Raw genomic sequence first — 16,857 nt, 5'->3', positions numbered from 1 at the left:
AAAGAGAAAAGAGAAGAGAGAAAAGAGAAAAATAAGCCACCTTTTACCTCTTACCTTTTACCTCATTCTCAAATGATAAGCTTTCGGCTTCGTAAATGCGCGAAGGCCCATGTGTGATAAAGTAGAACCAAATCCAGAATGCCCTCGACCACTCCAAGGTAAGGCTGCGCTTACACGATCACAACAATTCCAATAGGCTGTACCAGAATTAATTTGTTTCAAAATTTCTGTAGCCCTTTTTTCTGAAGAAGAATATACACCAGCCGTTAAACCATAATTACTATCGTTCATTAATCGAATGGCTTCAGCATCATTGGCCACTTTCATAATTCCAATGATTGGCCCAAAACTTTCCTCTTTCATCACACTCATATCATGGTTAACATGGGTCAAGACAGTAGGTTGAAAATAATATCCAATACCTTCCAAAGCTTCTCCGCCTGTTTCAATCTTAGCTCCTTTCTGAACGGCATCTGCCACTTGAGATTGTAAAAAATCAATTTGAGCAGAACGACTCAGCACAGAAATGTATACGCCTTCTTCCAAGGGAGAACCTATTTTCCAGGATTTTACTTCTTGAATGAAAGCTGCTAAAAATGCATCATAAATCTTTTCATGTACATAAATACGCTCTACCGAACAGCAACTTTGCCCATTATTATAAAAAGCACCATCTGCAATGCCTATAGCTGCAGATGCTACATCAGCCACATCATCGCAGACATACACCGGATCTTTCCCGCCTAATTCCAATTGGCAAGGAACCATTTTTTCCGCCACTTTTTCATAAATATAATTCCCCGTTTTATGAGAACCTGTGAAAAAATATCCATCAAAAGGTAATTCCAACAAAAATTTACCTACTTCTCCTTGGCCTACAGCAACTTGAAATACCCCATCTGGCAGGCCAGCTTTTTTCAAATATTTTTCTATCTCCAAACCTGTGAGTGTCGCATATTCAGAGGGTTTATACATCACTGCATTTCCTGCCAACAATGCTGGCACAAATACATTCACACCCACATTATAAGGATAATTCCATGCTGAAATATTACAGATCACCCCCAAAGGTTCGTAACTTATCTTTTCCTGCATTTGATCGGAAATAGACATAATTTCTTCCGAAAGGTATTTAACTGCATTATCTGCTAACCAAGCTGCTTTTCCACTTGCACCATTGATTTCATTTCTACTTTGTTGCAAAGGTTTCCCCATTTCCGAGGTCAAAATCAAAGCCAATGATTCGATATTTTCCTTCAATAAATCAATAAACCGATGGATAATTTGAACTCGACTCTCAATCGTTGTGTTAGCCCAATTTGGTTGCGCTTTTTGTAAAACTTCCAATTTATACAATAAATCACGCTCAGAATCGACCGTGATTTCTTGTATAATTTCTTCCGTAGCTGGATTAATAATTTTCATGATTTTTTATTTTTTTGAGCTGCTTCCAAAAATTTTTGACGAATATTTTCAGAAAATGCTTGCTTAGACGTTTCTATTTTTAACCGTTCCGGGTGCCACTGCACGCCTAAAAAAAATGGATGAGTAGTCCAATTATTGTATTCAATCGCCTCCGCGACTCCATCATTTGACCAAGCGCTTATTCTTAAATCTGATGCCAACTTTCCGATTCCTTGATGATGCGCTGAATTAACCAAGCCTTCGCTTGTTTTTGCAATGTCAAATAACAAACTATCAGATTCCACTTTTATGCCATGTTCACCATCTACTCCTGCCATTTTACGGTGATTTTCCTTTTCAATTTCTTGTAAATCTTGAATTAAATCACCACCCAAAGCTACATTTACCAACTGAAAGCCCCTACAAATGGCCAAAATAGGTATTTTCATTTCACGACAAATTTGAAACACATGGATTTCAAAATCATCTCTTTTCTCGTTAAACTCTGTAGAAAATGGATAATCTTCTCGTGCATTTTGGTAAAATCTTGGATGCATATCTACCCCACCCGTCAATACAACTGCATCGCATTTTAAAATATCCACTAAATTTTCTTCTTGATATGATAAATCAATTACCTCAACCCCCTCACCTTTTATCCAAGTTGGGTAGTTTTGAAAATTGGTATCAGAAGTTGTGATTCCTACAACAATCATCGTTAAAATGCTTCTCTATATAAGGCTTTAAAATCGTTCAAAGAAACAGGTTTGGGATTATTGGGATGCGCAAAATCCTCCAAAGCGAGTTGAGCTAAGGTATCCAAATGTTCTTCTTTTACGTAAATGTCCCTCAAACGGTGAGGAATACCTACTTGGCTATTTAAGTCAAACAAATACTTCACAACGGCATCGCCAGAATGTTCTTTGAGAGATAAACTCTGCGCCATTCGGGCAAATCGATCTTCGAAGCCTGCTATATTAAATTTCATCCCATAAGGTATATTCACTGCATTCGCCAAGCCATGGTGCGTATCCAACAAGGAACTAAGTGGATGAGCCATTGAATGAACCACTCCTAAGCCTTTTTGAAAGGCAATAGCACCCATCATGGAAGCTAAAAGCATTTTGGAACGAGATTCAATAGAGGGTGATTTAACCGCATCTACCAAAGATTCCGATACCAAACGTATTCCTTCCAAGGCAATTCCATCGCACATGGGATGAAAATTTTTAGCCAAATAAGCTTCCATGTTATGCGTCAAAGCATCCATTCCCGTGGCCGCGGTGACAAAAGCTGGCAAATCCATGGTTAACAAAGGATCTGCAAAAACTATTTTAGCCAATAATTTAGGCGAAAATAAAATCTTTTTTTGGTGCGTCTCATCATCTGCAATAATCGCAGAACGACCTACTTCGCTTCCCGTTCCAGAAGTGGTAGGAATGGTGATAAAATGCGGAACATCATTGGTAACATAGACATCTCCACCTATTAAATCATCGTATTTGAATAAATCTTCCCGATGATTCACCTGCAAAACAATCGCTCTAGCTACATCTAAGGCTGCGCCTCCACCAATTCCAATGATACAATCACGATCAGTTTGATCCCAAATTTGAGTACCTGCATACACATCCGACTTTACTGGATTTTTATGAATAGCAGAAAACACCTCGACGGACAATTGATTCCCTAATAAATCATTTTTGATACTTTGGAAAAAACCCAATTCTGCAATGACAGGATCAGTTACGATCAAAGGTTTTGATAATCCATTTTGTTTTAAATAAGGCCCTAGTTCCTTCACAGCCCCCGCCCCAAATCGAATGATTGTAGGGAAATTAAATTGTCTAATTTGATTAAAATCCATCTTATATAATTTCAAAATATCTTTTCTTTTCCCAATCACTTACTACTCGGCTATATTGTTTCCATTCCCATTCTCTACTTGCTACAAAATGTTCTACAAAAGTGGCTCCAAATAATTCTTTGGCAACTTCCGACTCTTTCATGGCTTGCGTAGCACTTTGTAAATTACCTGGCAATTTACCGTGAGAAAGATCCTCATAGCCGTTTCCTACACTTGCGTCTTGTAATGTCAATTGATGCTTGATACCATATAATCCACTAGCTAAACAAGCAGCCATCGCCAAATAAGGATTCACATCTGACCCAACTACTCGAGTTTCTAAGCGGCTTGCTTTTTTACTACCAGGCAATGCTCTTAATGCAACAGTCCGATTATCAACAGCCCAAGTTAACGTTGTCGGTGCCCAAGCACCTTCCACCAAACGTTTAAATGAATTAACTGTAGGGGCAATCATCGGTAAAATATGTGGCAAACAATACAACTGACCTGCCATATAATGTTTAAATGTTTCACTCATTCCTTGCGGATCTTTGGCATCATAAAATAAATTATTTTCAACTGACTTATCCCAAAGACTTTGATGAACATGCCCGCTACAACCCGGTAAATTCTCATCCCATTTGGCCATAAAAGTAGCCATAATGCCATGTTTATAAGCAATTTCTTTCACTGAAGATTTAAACAATACTGCTCTATCGGCAGCTTCCAAAATACTTGAATAGGCAATTGCCGCTTCATAAACTCCCGGTCCCGTTTCTGTGTGTAATCCTTCAATGGGAATTTTAAAATCACTCAATTGACCAAATAAGGCTTGAAAAAAATCATTTCTCAGCGTACTCCTCAAAATAGAATAACCAAACATTCCCGGACTCAAAGACTTCAACCCATGAAAATTTTTATCGTTAACGGATTGTGGTGTTTCTTCAAAATTAAACCACTCAAATTCTTGACTAAAAAACGCTTGAAAACCAGCATTTTCAGCCTCTGAAATAATGGTTTTCAAAAGATTTCGGGGACAAACTTGAGCTGTATTTTCTTTTGAATCAATTAACTCACACAGAAAAAAAGGCACATTATTTTCCCAAGGAATGGTCCGAAAAGTAGATAAATCGATACGAACGGGAGCATCTGGATATCCAGAATGCCAACCTGTGTAAGTAGAATTTTCATACGCTACATCGGCCATATCCCAGCCAAAAACCACATTACAAAAACCCAAATTGGATTGAATAGAAGAAAAGAATTTTTCCGTGCTAATGTATTTTCCACGAAGTACTCCATCGATATCTGTTAGTGCCAATTTTACCCTTTTATCAGGATGACAAGCGACAAAATCAAGTATTTCATTTTCAGTCATATCGGTTTATGATTTTTGGAAGAACAATTTAAAAAGAAGAAAACAAATTATATGAATCCCTAAGTAAATAAAAAACAAACTAGCATTATTGAAGGCAATAAATCCCAAAGACACCGAAGCCAAAACCAAGGCAATGATGGGCGTAATTGGATACCCAGGAGCTTTGAATGGGCGATCCAACTGAGGATCCATCTTTCTCAAGCGTATCATCGAAAGCATCGCTAAAATATATAAAGTCAAGGCTCCCATGACAGAAATGGTGATTATTTCAGCCGTTTTATTGGTAAACAAAGCAATGATTCCAAAACCCATGTTGACAATTAATGCATTGGCTGGAGTTTTAAATTTTGAATGGATTTGACCCAAAAATGCAGGAGCAAAACCAACCTTACCAAATTCAAAGGTGGAACGGCCAGAAGCTAAAATAAGACCATGAAAAGAAGCGATTAATCCAAAGAGTCCTACCGTTAACAACAAATGAAACAAAAGACTATTCGCCCCCACAATTTGACCCATCGCTAAAGGCAAAGGTGAATCAGAGGTTTCTCCTGATAAGCCATTTTTAAAAACAATCGCTTCCCAACCTCCTACGCCAATCGCTGCAATAAAAACAATCACGCAAAGAAAAACCAAAGTGATTAATGCAGAACTGAATCCTTTTTGAATGTCTTTTTGGGGATTTTGAGCTTCTTCTGCCACATTAGCCAAACCTTCTATACCTAAGAAAAACCAAATAGCAAAAGGGAGGGCCGCAAACACACCCATCCAGCCGTTTGGAAAGGCATTTTTTGACAAATTGGCCAATTGAAAATGGGGTAAAGTAACTCCCGCGAAAATCAAAATTTCAATGACAGCGATTATCGTGATGACCAATTCAAAAGTAGCCGCTGCTTTTACACCGTAAATATTCAAAGCAGTAAATAATACATAAGCGATGATGGCGATACCCAGAATGGGAAGTTCTGGCAAAAAAAGATTAAAATAGGCTCCGATTCCAAATGCAATGGCTGGTGGAGCAAAAACAAACTCGATAATTTGAGCAATTCCTGCCACAAAACCCCATTGATTTCCAAAGGCTTTTTTGGTGTAATCAAATACGCCACCGGCTCTTGGTATCGAACATGCTAATTCAGCATAGGATAAACTAAAACAGGTATACAACACAATGATAATTCCTGTTGCGATGGCCAAACCCAAGGTACCTCCCTCTTTCAAGCCTAAATTCCAACCAAAATACATGCCTGAAATTACATAACCCACTCCCAGCCCCCACAACATGAAAGGACTTAATACCTTTTTTAAATGTTCTGACATCCTTGGCTTTTTTAAACTATTTACCCAACATTGGAAATACTCGCTTGATATCTTCTATTGATGCAGGAGACCCATATTCACAAATTTCAAAGGCCTCCGCATATTTAATTTGGTCAGCCTTTTCTTTTCCATACCATTTCTCTAAGGCTTTTCGCACTTCAGGATTAGGTCTCTGAACTCTTTTACTCAGCAAATATTCTTTGTGTTTAGCAGGGTCACTCGGAACCTCCTCTTCATAGTTCCCAATCCAAGGCAACCACTCATAAAATTGCGATTGATGCGCATCTAATCCAGCTAATTTTTTATCTATTACTTGGGTAATATCCACAGCTATATCAGCTTGAAAAGGATTAGGCTTTTTGAAATTATCTTGAAAATAAAGAAATATGGGATTTTTTCTCAAAGGTTCCACATCAGGGGCAACATTGGGCACACCGACCATGAAGGCAGCGTCTTGAACCAAAACCCCAGTATATCGATGATCAGGATGATAATCATTGGTTCTTGGTGCAATAACCACATCAGCCTTCCACTCCCTGATTTTCCGAATTATTTCCATTCGGATGGGCAATGTTGGCAACAATTCACCATCATGATTATCCAACACATCATAAGATACTCCTAGCCGCTTAGCAACCTCTTTTGTTTCGGCAATGCGCCGCTTGGCCAACATTCCTCCACCTTGCGTTTGATGCCCAGCATCTCCGTTGGTAACAGATAAAAACTTCACATGATGTCCCATGGCAACAAATAATGCCGCAGTTCCGCCTGCTTTGATATCGCAATCATCAGGATGAGCACCAATCATGATGATTTGCAAAGGTCTATCTTGTGCCGCAACACAAAAAGTCATTAAGAAAATCGAAAGTATCAATATTTTTTTCATAGTTTATTGTAAAAATAAAGTCGGATGTTTTTCATCCCAAGAGGTTAATCTTTGATAATAATTCGCGAAAGCTAAAATAGTAGCCTCATCGTATAAATTGCCTAGAAAACTGATGCTGGTCGGTGTATTTGATCCTTGACTAAATCCAGATGGAACACAAACCACTGGATGTCCAGTTAAATTGGTAATGGGCAGCTGATTGGACCTACTTGGCGCTATAACTATGTCATATTGTTGAAAAAATGTATCTACTTTTTGCATCAAAAGATATCGATGCCTTTGTGCATTGATGTACTCCACAGCTGGAATGAATCGGGCAGTTCTAAATTGATTCGGCCAATCATTTTTTCCTTGTCGAGTTAACTCATCATCTATATTAAAACGGGTCAATTCATCAAATTGAGCTGCACATTCAGCTCCAATGATTAAATCCATCATAGGGTAAGGATAAGCTTCATCAGGGAAATCCACTGGAATAAGTTCTATTCCAGCTTTCTTCAAAACTCGTAAAACCTCCCATTCGGAGGCAGTGGTATCTTTAATTTTGTCAAAATAATTTTTAGCAAATGCGACTTTCAAATTTTTAACATTCGACTTTGAAACAAAATTAAAAGGCATATTCACAGAACTCAGATCTTTACTATCCGTTCCTCGTATGTATTCAAAAACCACTGCTGCATCTTCTGCAGAACGACAAATTGGACCAATTTTATCCAAACTATAACTTAATGCCATGGCACCTGTTCGAGCAATTCGACCAAAGGTTGGTCGTAGACCTGTTGCACCACAAACCGTGGAGGGAGAAACAATGCTCCCATAAGTTTCAGTACCGATGGCGAAAGGAACTAATCCGGCTACCGTTGCTGAAGCAGATCCAGCCGAAGAACCAGAAGAGCCTGCTTTTAAATTCCATGGATTTTTGGTTCTACCTCCAAACCAATAATCACCCATAGCCAGCGCCCCTAAAGTAAATTTAGCAACCAAGACAGCACCTGCTTGTTGCAATTTTTGGTAAACAAAAGCATCTTCATCAATGACCTGATCTTTATAGGGTGCAGCACCCCAGGTCGTTTTGGTATTTTTGACTGCAAATAAATCTTTGAGTCCATAAGGTATACCATGTAGAATTCCATGATAAACCCCTTTTTTCAAATCTTCATCCGCTTTTTTTGCTTGCTGATAAGCTATATCTTCTGTCAAACTGATGACACATTGTAAGGTATCTTGAAATTTTTTAATTCGATTGATATAAAATTGGGTTAATTCCAGAGAAGATATTTTCTTATTTTTTATCAACCATGCCAATTGATGCAACGAATAAAAAGCCAATTCACTTTTATTTTTGGGTAATTCGACTTGATCTACTTTTTGCCAACTGATTTTATTTTGAATTTTACTAACCTTTAAAGCTGCAATTTTAGGATTTTGCCAAAGACTTAAGGGAACGGAATTCGCTAATTTTTGCTGATGCTGCTGTTGAATAACCGATAAATTATCTTGCACATCAGAAAGTAATGTGTCCATTTCAGCGGGACTCAATGAAAGATCAAAAATCTTACTTGCCGATTGAATATCGCTCTTAGATATTTTTTTTTCTTGCGCAAAAAGTGGCTGGACGAATATCCAAAGAATAACACTAAAAAGGATTTTTTTCAAAATTACCATATCACTAAAAAGTCATTTCGTTTAACTTCTCGGTTGGATTCATCATATAGGTCAAAAATGTCCCATCATTCAATAATTCCCCCACACGAAATCCTCTGTAATTCGTTCCCCAATTACCTCCAATGTGTGCATCAAATAAAAATGGTATTTTTTCAAACATTTTAACCCCATCTTGGTCATGTTCGTGGCCATGAAAAACGGCTTTGATTTTAGGATATTTACTGATTAAATCAAAAAAGGGTTGATTCTGAATGGCATTTTTTGTCCAATCTTTTTGAGGAATATGCAAGAATAACAAAATTGGCTTTGAATCTACATGTTGATCCAATACTGTCTTCAACCAAACTAAGTCTGGAGAAAGATATTCCCCTTTTTCATTGGAAGTATCCCCTAAAATAAGCGTAGCATGTTTGGTTTCTACGACTTGATTCAAAGTACTGTTGAAGACTTCTTGCCAAAATTCCGGTGTAACCATATCATGATTTCCTCGAGTCACATAATAAGGCATCTGAAAAGCATCCAATTCTTTTTTTGCTATCGGGAGCCATTTTTTATCATTGTGAATGATATCTCCATTAACTACACAAAAATCCAATTTACTGTTTTGATGAAATTGATTAATCTGCTGTATTGATCGTTGCATATATTCTTCAAATGGCGTTTTATCTTGACCATAATGCGAATCCGAAGCCACTACAAAACGTAGTTTTACTTTTTTCTTGAGATTAATAAAATCAGTTGCCGATAAAGCTTTCACTTCACCGCTCATCAAAACCAAAGATGCAAAAGAAATTTGTTGAAGAAAGGCTCTTCTTGAAGTTGAATATTTTTTCATGAATAAATATAAAAATATGTAGAAATTAAAAAATTAAGCTTAATAAACAAAAAAAGTGGTCGCATTTCTGAGACCACTTTTAAATTTTAATTCATCCAAAATTAATAACCAGGATTTTGTTTCATATAACCTGTTAAGTTAGACGCTCCATCAATCGCAGTTTGTGGGATAGGAAATATACGCTTGTTCTTGTCAGTATTCGACTTTTCAGTCCAAGCATCTTCATATTTATCAAAACGAATCAAATCCGTTCTGCGTTGTAATTCCCAATAGAATTCAAATCCACGCTCACGTAGCAATAAATCTAAATTGATGGTCGATAAAGAACTAGCTGGAGAATTTGAAGTACGTGATAAACGCACTTTATTCACATCTGCAAGTGCACCTGCTACATCATTTGATTTTCTCAATTTAGCCTCCGCACGCATCAAATAAACATCTGCTAAACGAACAATTACTAAATCAGCCTCACCGTAGTTACGACCTGATTGTGACTTTTGGCTAAACTCGTATTTCTCCACACGGTATCCAGTACTGTAATCACTACCAGCGATTGAGAAATCAACTTTCTCTGTATGAATTACTGGAGGGAAAGGAGCCTTACCTCTCGTATTATAGATTTTACCTACCTTATTTTTACCGTCTGCACACTTAACAAATGCACCACCTGAATAAACAAGACCATATTGTTGTCCTCTCAAAATTCCACGGTCAATTCTATACGTTGCAGGATCTACACATTCGATATCTGGATTTACATTTTGTTTGTAAAAACGAGGGTCAGCAATAGCAGGATCTACAGAACCATAAGCAGAAACCCATGATTGGTAGAAATCTGAAGTAATCGCAGGTCCATCCGTACCATTGGCTGCTGGATAAGCTGGCAATGGACGTTGATCATTCGCCAAAGAGAAATAAGACATACGGTTATGGCCATTCAAATCAAATCGTTGATCAACAGCAAAAACTAATTCTTTGTTTCCATGATTGTTGCTAGAGAAAACATCCCAATAATCCGATGATAATGCATAGTTTCCTGAATTGATAATTTTATCCGTATACTCAATCACCTTATCCATATCTTCAGATTTGAACGTATGCTTAGCTGCATAAATATCTCTCCAAACACTCGCATTTAGATGTAACTTAGCTAACAAACCCCAAGCTCCAGCCTTTGTTAAACGACCAGGTCCTGAAGTAGTTTCTAAAATTGGCTCTACATCTAACAATTCTTTTTTGATATACTCAATGGCTTGATCACCACGAAGAATCGCTGAAACATCTCCCAAATCTTCTTTTGACAAAGAAATGCCAAACAAATCCAACATCAACATATTGTAATAAGCACGCATTCCACGAGCCTCCGCTAAATACAATTTAGAAGAAGCATCTTTGTTCAATTTCAATGAATTGATTGCTGTAACACTGCGAGAAATACCTGCAACAATGGCATTCCACGTATTTCTTACGTTCGGGTCTGTACTTGTTGTTTCATGCTTATGCAATGAAAGGTAAATTCCATTATCACCCCAATCCGTTCCACCACGATAAGGTAAGATTGCTTCATCCGTGGATATTTCTTGTAAAGCAAACAAGGTTGTATGTTGAAAAATGGTAGGTAAAACTGCATAAACAGGAGCAATCATACCATCTGCAGCTTGCTTATCTGTAAGACCTGCTGCATTATATTCGTCGAGGATAGTTTCTTCTAAATTAGTACATCCTGCAAGCGCAAAGACAGCTAAAGTTAAAGTTGCTATTTTTTTAAAGTTTTTCATTTTTATAAAAAAATTAGAATGTTAGATTCAAACCAATAATGAAAGATTTTGCTTTTGGATAACTTAAATAGTCAATTCCATAAGATAATACTCCATTGATAGAGTTGTCTTTGTTCACTTCCGGATCAAAGCCATCGTAATTTGTCATTACCCAAAGGTTTTGACCCGTTACTGATAAGCGAGCTTTAGAAATGAACTTACTGATACCTAACTTTTCGGTATTAAATTGATAACCCAAAGACAAGTTATTCAAACGTAAGAATGAACCATCTTTCAAATAACGCGTCGATACTGGCGCAGCATTGTTAATGGATTCTTTTGCGTCTGCAAATGCTGAAGGAATCACGTTCGTATTCTTTGCGATTTTCAACTTGTAAAAAGTTGAGTTGGCTGTGTTATCATAAATTTTATTTCCTGAAACACCGTTGAATTGCAAGGATACATCAAAACCTTTATAAGCAGCATTTAAGAAGAAGTTGTATTGGGTAGTTGGCAATGCCGTTCCCGCTGCAATTCTATCTTTATCCGTTACAATACCATCTTTATCCGTATCAGCATAAGTACTTACACCATTAGCATCAAATCCTGTAAATTCTTTCAAGAAGAATGTACCAATCGGCTGACCGTTGATGTAACCATTGATTGTCGCAGAAGTCAAACCAGAACCAGAAGCTGAACCCGAAGGAATTACCGTGTAAGGAGAACCCGTTACTTCATTTTTGATCAAAGCTAAGTTACCGCCTACATTGAATTTCATGCCTGATTGAGTTTGGAACTTATAATCCAAATCAAATTCCAAACCGCTATTGATAATTTCCATGTTATTTACGTTCGTCCAAACCGATGTAGCTGGCTGAACTGGATCTGCAGGAATAACTTCTAACAAAATATTATTGGAAACTTTTCTGAAATAATCAACCGATCCATTCAAGGCACCGTTGAACAATCCGAAATCTAAACCGATATTCGATTGAACAGATACTTCCCATTGAATATCTGGATTAGCCAAACGTGAATACGTGATACCAGCAGGGTACGTAGAAGAAATATCCAAAGGATAAGAAGTAGATCCACTCACAGAAGCGGTGAACAAAGGTTGAGTGATTTTTGGTGGAATCTCTTGATTTCCTGTTTTACCCCAACCTCCACGTAATTTTAAATTGCTGATAGCTGTAGAATTTTTCAAGAAATCTTCTTCAGAAATTCTCCATCCTAAAGAGAATGAAGGGAAAATACCATATTTGTTATTGGCACCAAACTTAGAAGAACCATCCGCACGAACTGTACCTGTTACCAAATATTTCTCTTTGTAATTATAATTCAAACGACCATAAAATGATTGCAACTCGTTGATAAACGCAGAACCACCTGGTTTGTTTGTCGCTAACGTTAACTCTTGTCCAATACCTGGATTGTAAATCGGCTCAGTAGGAACAATTGGAAATTTATTGATGCTCCAAGTTCTCCACTGATATTGAATCTTTTGATAAGAATGACCAATCAAAGCAGTAAATGCATGATCTCCAATTGTATTGTCATACGTCAAATAATTCTCAATCAATTCATTCTTATTGCTTGTATTATAGGTATCCAAACGACCATCTTGCTTTGGAACTAAACTAGCCAAAGATTGAACATCTCTTACAGATGTCGAATTGTCATAACCATAATTCAAACGATACACCAAACCTTTTGCTAATTTCAAAGATGGAGAAATGTTCGCGATGAAGCGATTAGTTGTGTTCACATCTTTAAATAATTGCAAAGTCAATAATGGATTACTCGCATTTAAAAATTTGGCTGGAGTTTTACCATCTGCCTCATAAGCTGGTAAAGTTGGGTTATTAGACAAAGCCGTTCCCAATAAACCTTCAATGGCTGGTCTTTCATTGACCGTATTCGAGTAGTTCAAATTAGCATCAATAACCAAACGGTCATCCCAGAATTTTTGATTCAAATTCATACGACCTGTTAAACGATCCAATTGATTATTTTTCAAAATACCTTGTTGCATTTGAGCGCCAAAAGCAGCGAAATAAGTTAATTTATTCGCTCCACCACTCAAATTCAAATTATGATTTTTTGTCAAAGCCGAACGAGTAATTTGACTTTGCCAATCAGTGCTTGCACCGAAATCTTCCAAAGTTCCTCCGTTCGCAGGTACTTGCTTACGGAATTCTGCTGCAGATAATACTGGAAGAGGATTAGCAATGGTAGAAAAACCATAACTGGTTGAGAAGTCCATTGTAGAAACTCCAGCCTTACCTTTCTTCGTTGTAATCAAAACCACACCATTTGCTCCTCTTGCTCCATAAATAGCCGTTGCTGATGCATCTTTTAATACGTCTATCGTCTCAATATCTTGTGGATTCAAGAAGTTCATTGGATTTCCACCACCTGTACTTGAATTATCTAAGGCTAAACCGTCAATAACAAACAATGGCGTACTTCCTGTTCGTAAACCTCCGGGACCACGAATCGTAATTCCTTGATTACCGCCTGGCTCACCAGTAGAAGATGTCACATTCACACCCGCTACTTTACCTTGCAATAATTGCTCTGGCGAGTTGATGATTCCTTTGTTGAATGCTTCGCTTTTTACTGATTTCACAGAACCCGTCACATCTCTTTGTTTCTGAGTTCCATAACCCATCACAACTACTTGCGCAAGGTCAGAAGCTGTAGAAACCAAAGCCACATCGATAGCGGTCTTATTTCCTACTTCAATTTCAGTTGAATTATATCCAACATAACGAAATACCAAAACAGCTTTATTGTTAGGCACTGAGATTGAATACTTACCATTGGCATCCGTACTTGCTCCTTTTGTTGAGCCTTTGATGACTACACTACCTCCTATTAAAGGCTCGTTCGTCTTAGAATCGTACAATCTACCTGAAATAGAAACTGATGCATTTTGTGCAAAGGAATTTTGTGCAAAAATTCCTAAAATCACGAATAATAACATCCGTAATTGCGTCAGACAACTGGCATTTTTAGAAAATCGCCAATGCTGATTTTGTAACTTTTTTTTCATAATAAAAGTTTTGTGAGTTAATTGATTGAATTTTTTTCATTTATAATGGTGTAATGAAACCCTAAAAAATAGGTTACATCATTAGAAATTTAAGCAACTTAATGCCTAATTCAAAGGTAATTCCTAAAATATTACTAAATATTAAGGCAATGTTAACTATATATGAAAAAAATAATTCTTTAAAAAGTACAATTATTAATTCTACATTCTTAATTCTACTTTTCACTTACCTGAATATACGGGAATCCGCTTTTGAAGAAATGCCATGACTCCCTCCGAGAAATCTGATGTTTGTCCGGCTATCGATTGACACTCAGCCTCTAATTCTAGGGCTTTTTCTAAATTTAATGTACCCACCTTTTGAAAAGCAGCTTTCATTAAAGCTAAGGCTCTTGTAGGCTTATTGGCATAATCTTGGGCAATCTGCTTCACTCGCTCCTCCCAATCCACATCTTGAATAACTTCCATGACCCAGCCCAATTGTTTCGCCTCTTCTGCAGAAATTTTTCTACCACTCGATGCGATTTCGAATGCTTTATGATAACCCACAGTTTGCATCAAAAATGCGGTACTACCTGCATCTAAAGTCAATCCAATTTGCACAAATAATTCTGAAAAATAGGCCGACTCTTTCGCAATGATTACATCACATGCCAAAGCTAGGCTACAACCTGCTCCAGCGGCGGGACCATTAACAGCGGCAATGATTGGCTTTTCTAAATTTCTCAATGCCAATATCATTGGGTTATAGGTTTCCCTTAATACATTGCCCAAATCTGGATCCACCAAACCCGCCTTTAAATCAGCGCCAGAACAAAATGCTTTACCAATTCCTGTAATCACTAATACACGCATTTCATCAGAAATTTGAGCTTTTTCAGCCACGTCTCTGATTTCATGAATCAATCCTGCGTTCAATGCATTAAAAACTTCTTCCCTTTTCAACTTCAAGGTCCAAATATTTGCATGTTTCTCTAGCGTCAAAAATTGATAGCCCATGGAATTATGGTTTAGGATGATTGATCATTTCAAATTTATATAACCAAGTTAACGCAATATTTTTAGCTTTCAACTTTGCCTCTTCCGTTTTGGGACCTTCGAACAAGGCGTCTAAATTGTTGTTAAATAGTTCAATCCAATGTTCAAAATGTGCTGGAGTTAAGGGTTCCATTTGATTCACTTTCAAATGTGGTTGCATCGGTGCACCTCGGTAACTAGATCCATCCAACAAGAGCATTTCCCAAAAATCGTACATTTTAGGCAGATGATGAGACCAATCTACTTTGGCAACATCGATAAACACATGCCCAACCAAATCATCCGAAGACATATTTTTGTAGAAAGAATCTACGAAAACTTTGATATCCTCTTTGGTTTCAATGTCTCTTTTCATTTTCTTGTTTTCACATTTGCAAGCACATAATTTCCAACTAATTTACCTTGCTTAATTCCTTCATCCAAAGCAGGTCTAAAATGAATTCCACCATATAATCGTGAAATAGAAGCCTCATCAGCGGCTTGTAAAAAAGAAGTGAATTTACGAGGAGGCAAACCATAAGGTATTTCTGTCGAATCTGAAAATGCAATATTATCCCCTAAAACCTTTGTCAAAACAGTAGAAGCAGATCCCGAAATCGTACTATGGCCAGAAGTATATTCTGGAAAAGGAGGTGTTTGTAAAACAGGCAACCAGGCTTTATCAATGCTTGCATTAATCACAGTTTCAGGTCTGATTCGTATAGAACGATATTTTTCATCCCAACAAGTAATGAAACCATCAAAAATAGCGATGGAAGTCATCACTAATGCTTCAGCAGTTTCCATGTGTGACTTTTTCAATTGACGTGCAACTTGCCCAACAATTCCTAACCAGTGACCACCTGGCGACATTTTCTTTGTGGCAAACATGGCATGTCCAGAAATATTCATTTTGAAAGGATTGCAATCCCAAAAATTGGCAATATCTCTTTGCTCATTTGTCAAATGATTGACAACTTCATAAACATCCATTACTTCTTTATAATAAGGACTGCCTTTCGTTAAATCAAATTTTGAAGGCTTAGGTGCTTTGTATTGACCCGATGAATCCAAAACCGCTGGACGGATTTTAGTCCAATATGGCTCTACAGCATCAATATAAGCTGGTGGAGTGGGCGTCCAAGTTCCTGGTAAATTAGTCACGGTATATCGAAAACCTCTTGTTTGTTTGTAATTATCTTTTGCAGCATATTTCATGATTGATTCTGCGACTGAATCTCCAAATGCAATGGATCGATCATAAACATCCGAAGGAATGCCTGTTTTCAGGTAATCTTCCTCCATTTTTTTATCAAATTCATCATATAATTCTTGAGCAAATGTTAGGTTTTTACCAACCTTCAAAAAAGCCCTTACCGAAGCCAATGGATAACAATATTCTTGACCTGGCTCAGGTTTTGCTACTTTTTCAAAACCATTTAATTGGCCTACCAAAGACTGGTATCCTTTTTCTCCAGGCAGTGCTGCCTCATAGGCTGCGATACTAGCATACATATATATTCTCGAAGAAACAGGAGGTGCAAAAATATCATGAATGATACTTTGCGTTAACATAACTTCAGAACGAATTAAAAATTCTGGATTGGCAGCTGCTTTTTGATAATCTGAACTTTTTGTTTGGCAGGAAACAATAGTCAGTGTAAACAAGCTTAAAAGAATTAAACTTTTCATTGTAC

General features: G+C 37.3%; 13 protein-coding genes. All 13 read right to left on the bottom strand.

Annotation, left to right across the window (positions count from 1 at the left end):
* Positions 1-57: 57 nt before the first annotated feature.
* On the bottom strand, positions 58-1,425 hold the full coding sequence (locus V7S79_RS10575; protein WP_459490560.1) for an aldehyde dehydrogenase family protein: 1,368 nt from the start codon (positions 1,423-1,425) through the stop codon (positions 58-60).
* Positions 1,422-2,120, bottom strand: coding sequence for a gamma-glutamyl-gamma-aminobutyrate hydrolase family protein (locus tag V7S79_RS10570; protein WP_459490559.1), 699 nt, complete (start codon positions 2,118-2,120; stop codon positions 1,422-1,424). The genes V7S79_RS10575 and V7S79_RS10570 overlap by 4 nt, the downstream gene beginning before the upstream one ends.
* Before the next feature lie 2 nt (positions 2,121-2,122).
* A complete protein-coding gene (locus tag V7S79_RS10565; protein WP_459490558.1) occupies positions 2,123-3,271 on the bottom strand; it encodes an iron-containing alcohol dehydrogenase in 1,149 nt (382 codons plus the stop codon).
* A 1-nt stretch (position 3,272) separates the two neighbouring features.
* Positions 3,273-4,628: a glutamine synthetase family protein gene (locus tag V7S79_RS10560; protein ID WP_459490557.1), complete on the bottom strand. Its 1,356-nt coding sequence runs from the start codon at positions 4,626-4,628 to the stop codon at positions 3,273-3,275.
* 6 nt (positions 4,629-4,634) lie between these two features.
* On the bottom strand, positions 4,635-5,942 hold the full coding sequence (eat, locus tag V7S79_RS10555) for an ethanolamine permease (protein WP_459490556.1): 1,308 nt from the start codon (positions 5,940-5,942) through the stop codon (positions 4,635-4,637).
* Between the two features lie 16 nt (positions 5,943-5,958).
* Positions 5,959-6,828: a PIG-L deacetylase family protein gene (locus V7S79_RS10550; RefSeq protein WP_459490555.1), complete on the bottom strand. Its 870-nt coding sequence runs from the start codon at positions 6,826-6,828 to the stop codon at positions 5,959-5,961.
* Between the two features lie 3 nt (positions 6,829-6,831).
* On the bottom strand, positions 6,832-8,493 hold the full coding sequence (locus V7S79_RS10545; RefSeq protein WP_459490554.1) for an amidase: 1,662 nt from the start codon (positions 8,491-8,493) through the stop codon (positions 6,832-6,834).
* 4 nt (positions 8,494-8,497) lie between these two features.
* Positions 8,498-9,328, bottom strand: coding sequence for a metallophosphoesterase family protein (locus V7S79_RS10540; protein ID WP_459490553.1), 831 nt, complete (start codon positions 9,326-9,328; stop codon positions 8,498-8,500).
* 101 nt (positions 9,329-9,429) lie between these two features.
* The gene (locus V7S79_RS10535) at positions 9,430-11,106 is read right to left on the bottom strand and encodes a RagB/SusD family nutrient uptake outer membrane protein (RefSeq protein WP_459490552.1); all 1,677 of its coding nucleotides are present in this window, start codon (positions 11,104-11,106) and stop codon (positions 9,430-9,432) included.
* 13 nt (positions 11,107-11,119) lie between these two features.
* Complete coding sequence (locus tag V7S79_RS10530; RefSeq protein WP_459490587.1) at positions 11,120-14,074, bottom strand: SusC/RagA family TonB-linked outer membrane protein; 2,955 nt, start codon at positions 14,072-14,074, stop codon at positions 11,120-11,122.
* Between the two features lie 291 nt (positions 14,075-14,365).
* Positions 14,366-15,142: an enoyl-CoA hydratase/isomerase family protein gene (locus V7S79_RS10525; RefSeq protein WP_459490551.1), complete on the bottom strand. Its 777-nt coding sequence runs from the start codon at positions 15,140-15,142 to the stop codon at positions 14,366-14,368.
* A 4-nt stretch (positions 15,143-15,146) separates the two neighbouring features.
* A complete protein-coding gene (locus V7S79_RS10520) occupies positions 15,147-15,536 on the bottom strand; it encodes a group III truncated hemoglobin (RefSeq protein WP_459490550.1) in 390 nt (129 codons plus the stop codon).
* Positions 15,533-16,852, bottom strand: coding sequence for a vanadium-dependent haloperoxidase (locus V7S79_RS10515; protein WP_459490549.1), 1,320 nt, complete (start codon positions 16,850-16,852; stop codon positions 15,533-15,535). Before V7S79_RS10515 ends, V7S79_RS10520 begins: the two co-directional genes overlap by 4 nt.
* Between the last annotated feature and the right edge of the window lie 5 nt (positions 16,853-16,857).

The sequence above is a fragment of the Aquirufa sp. ROCK-SH2 genome (genome assembly GCF_054558315.1).
This window is presented reverse-complemented; position numbering and strand designations above follow the sequence as displayed.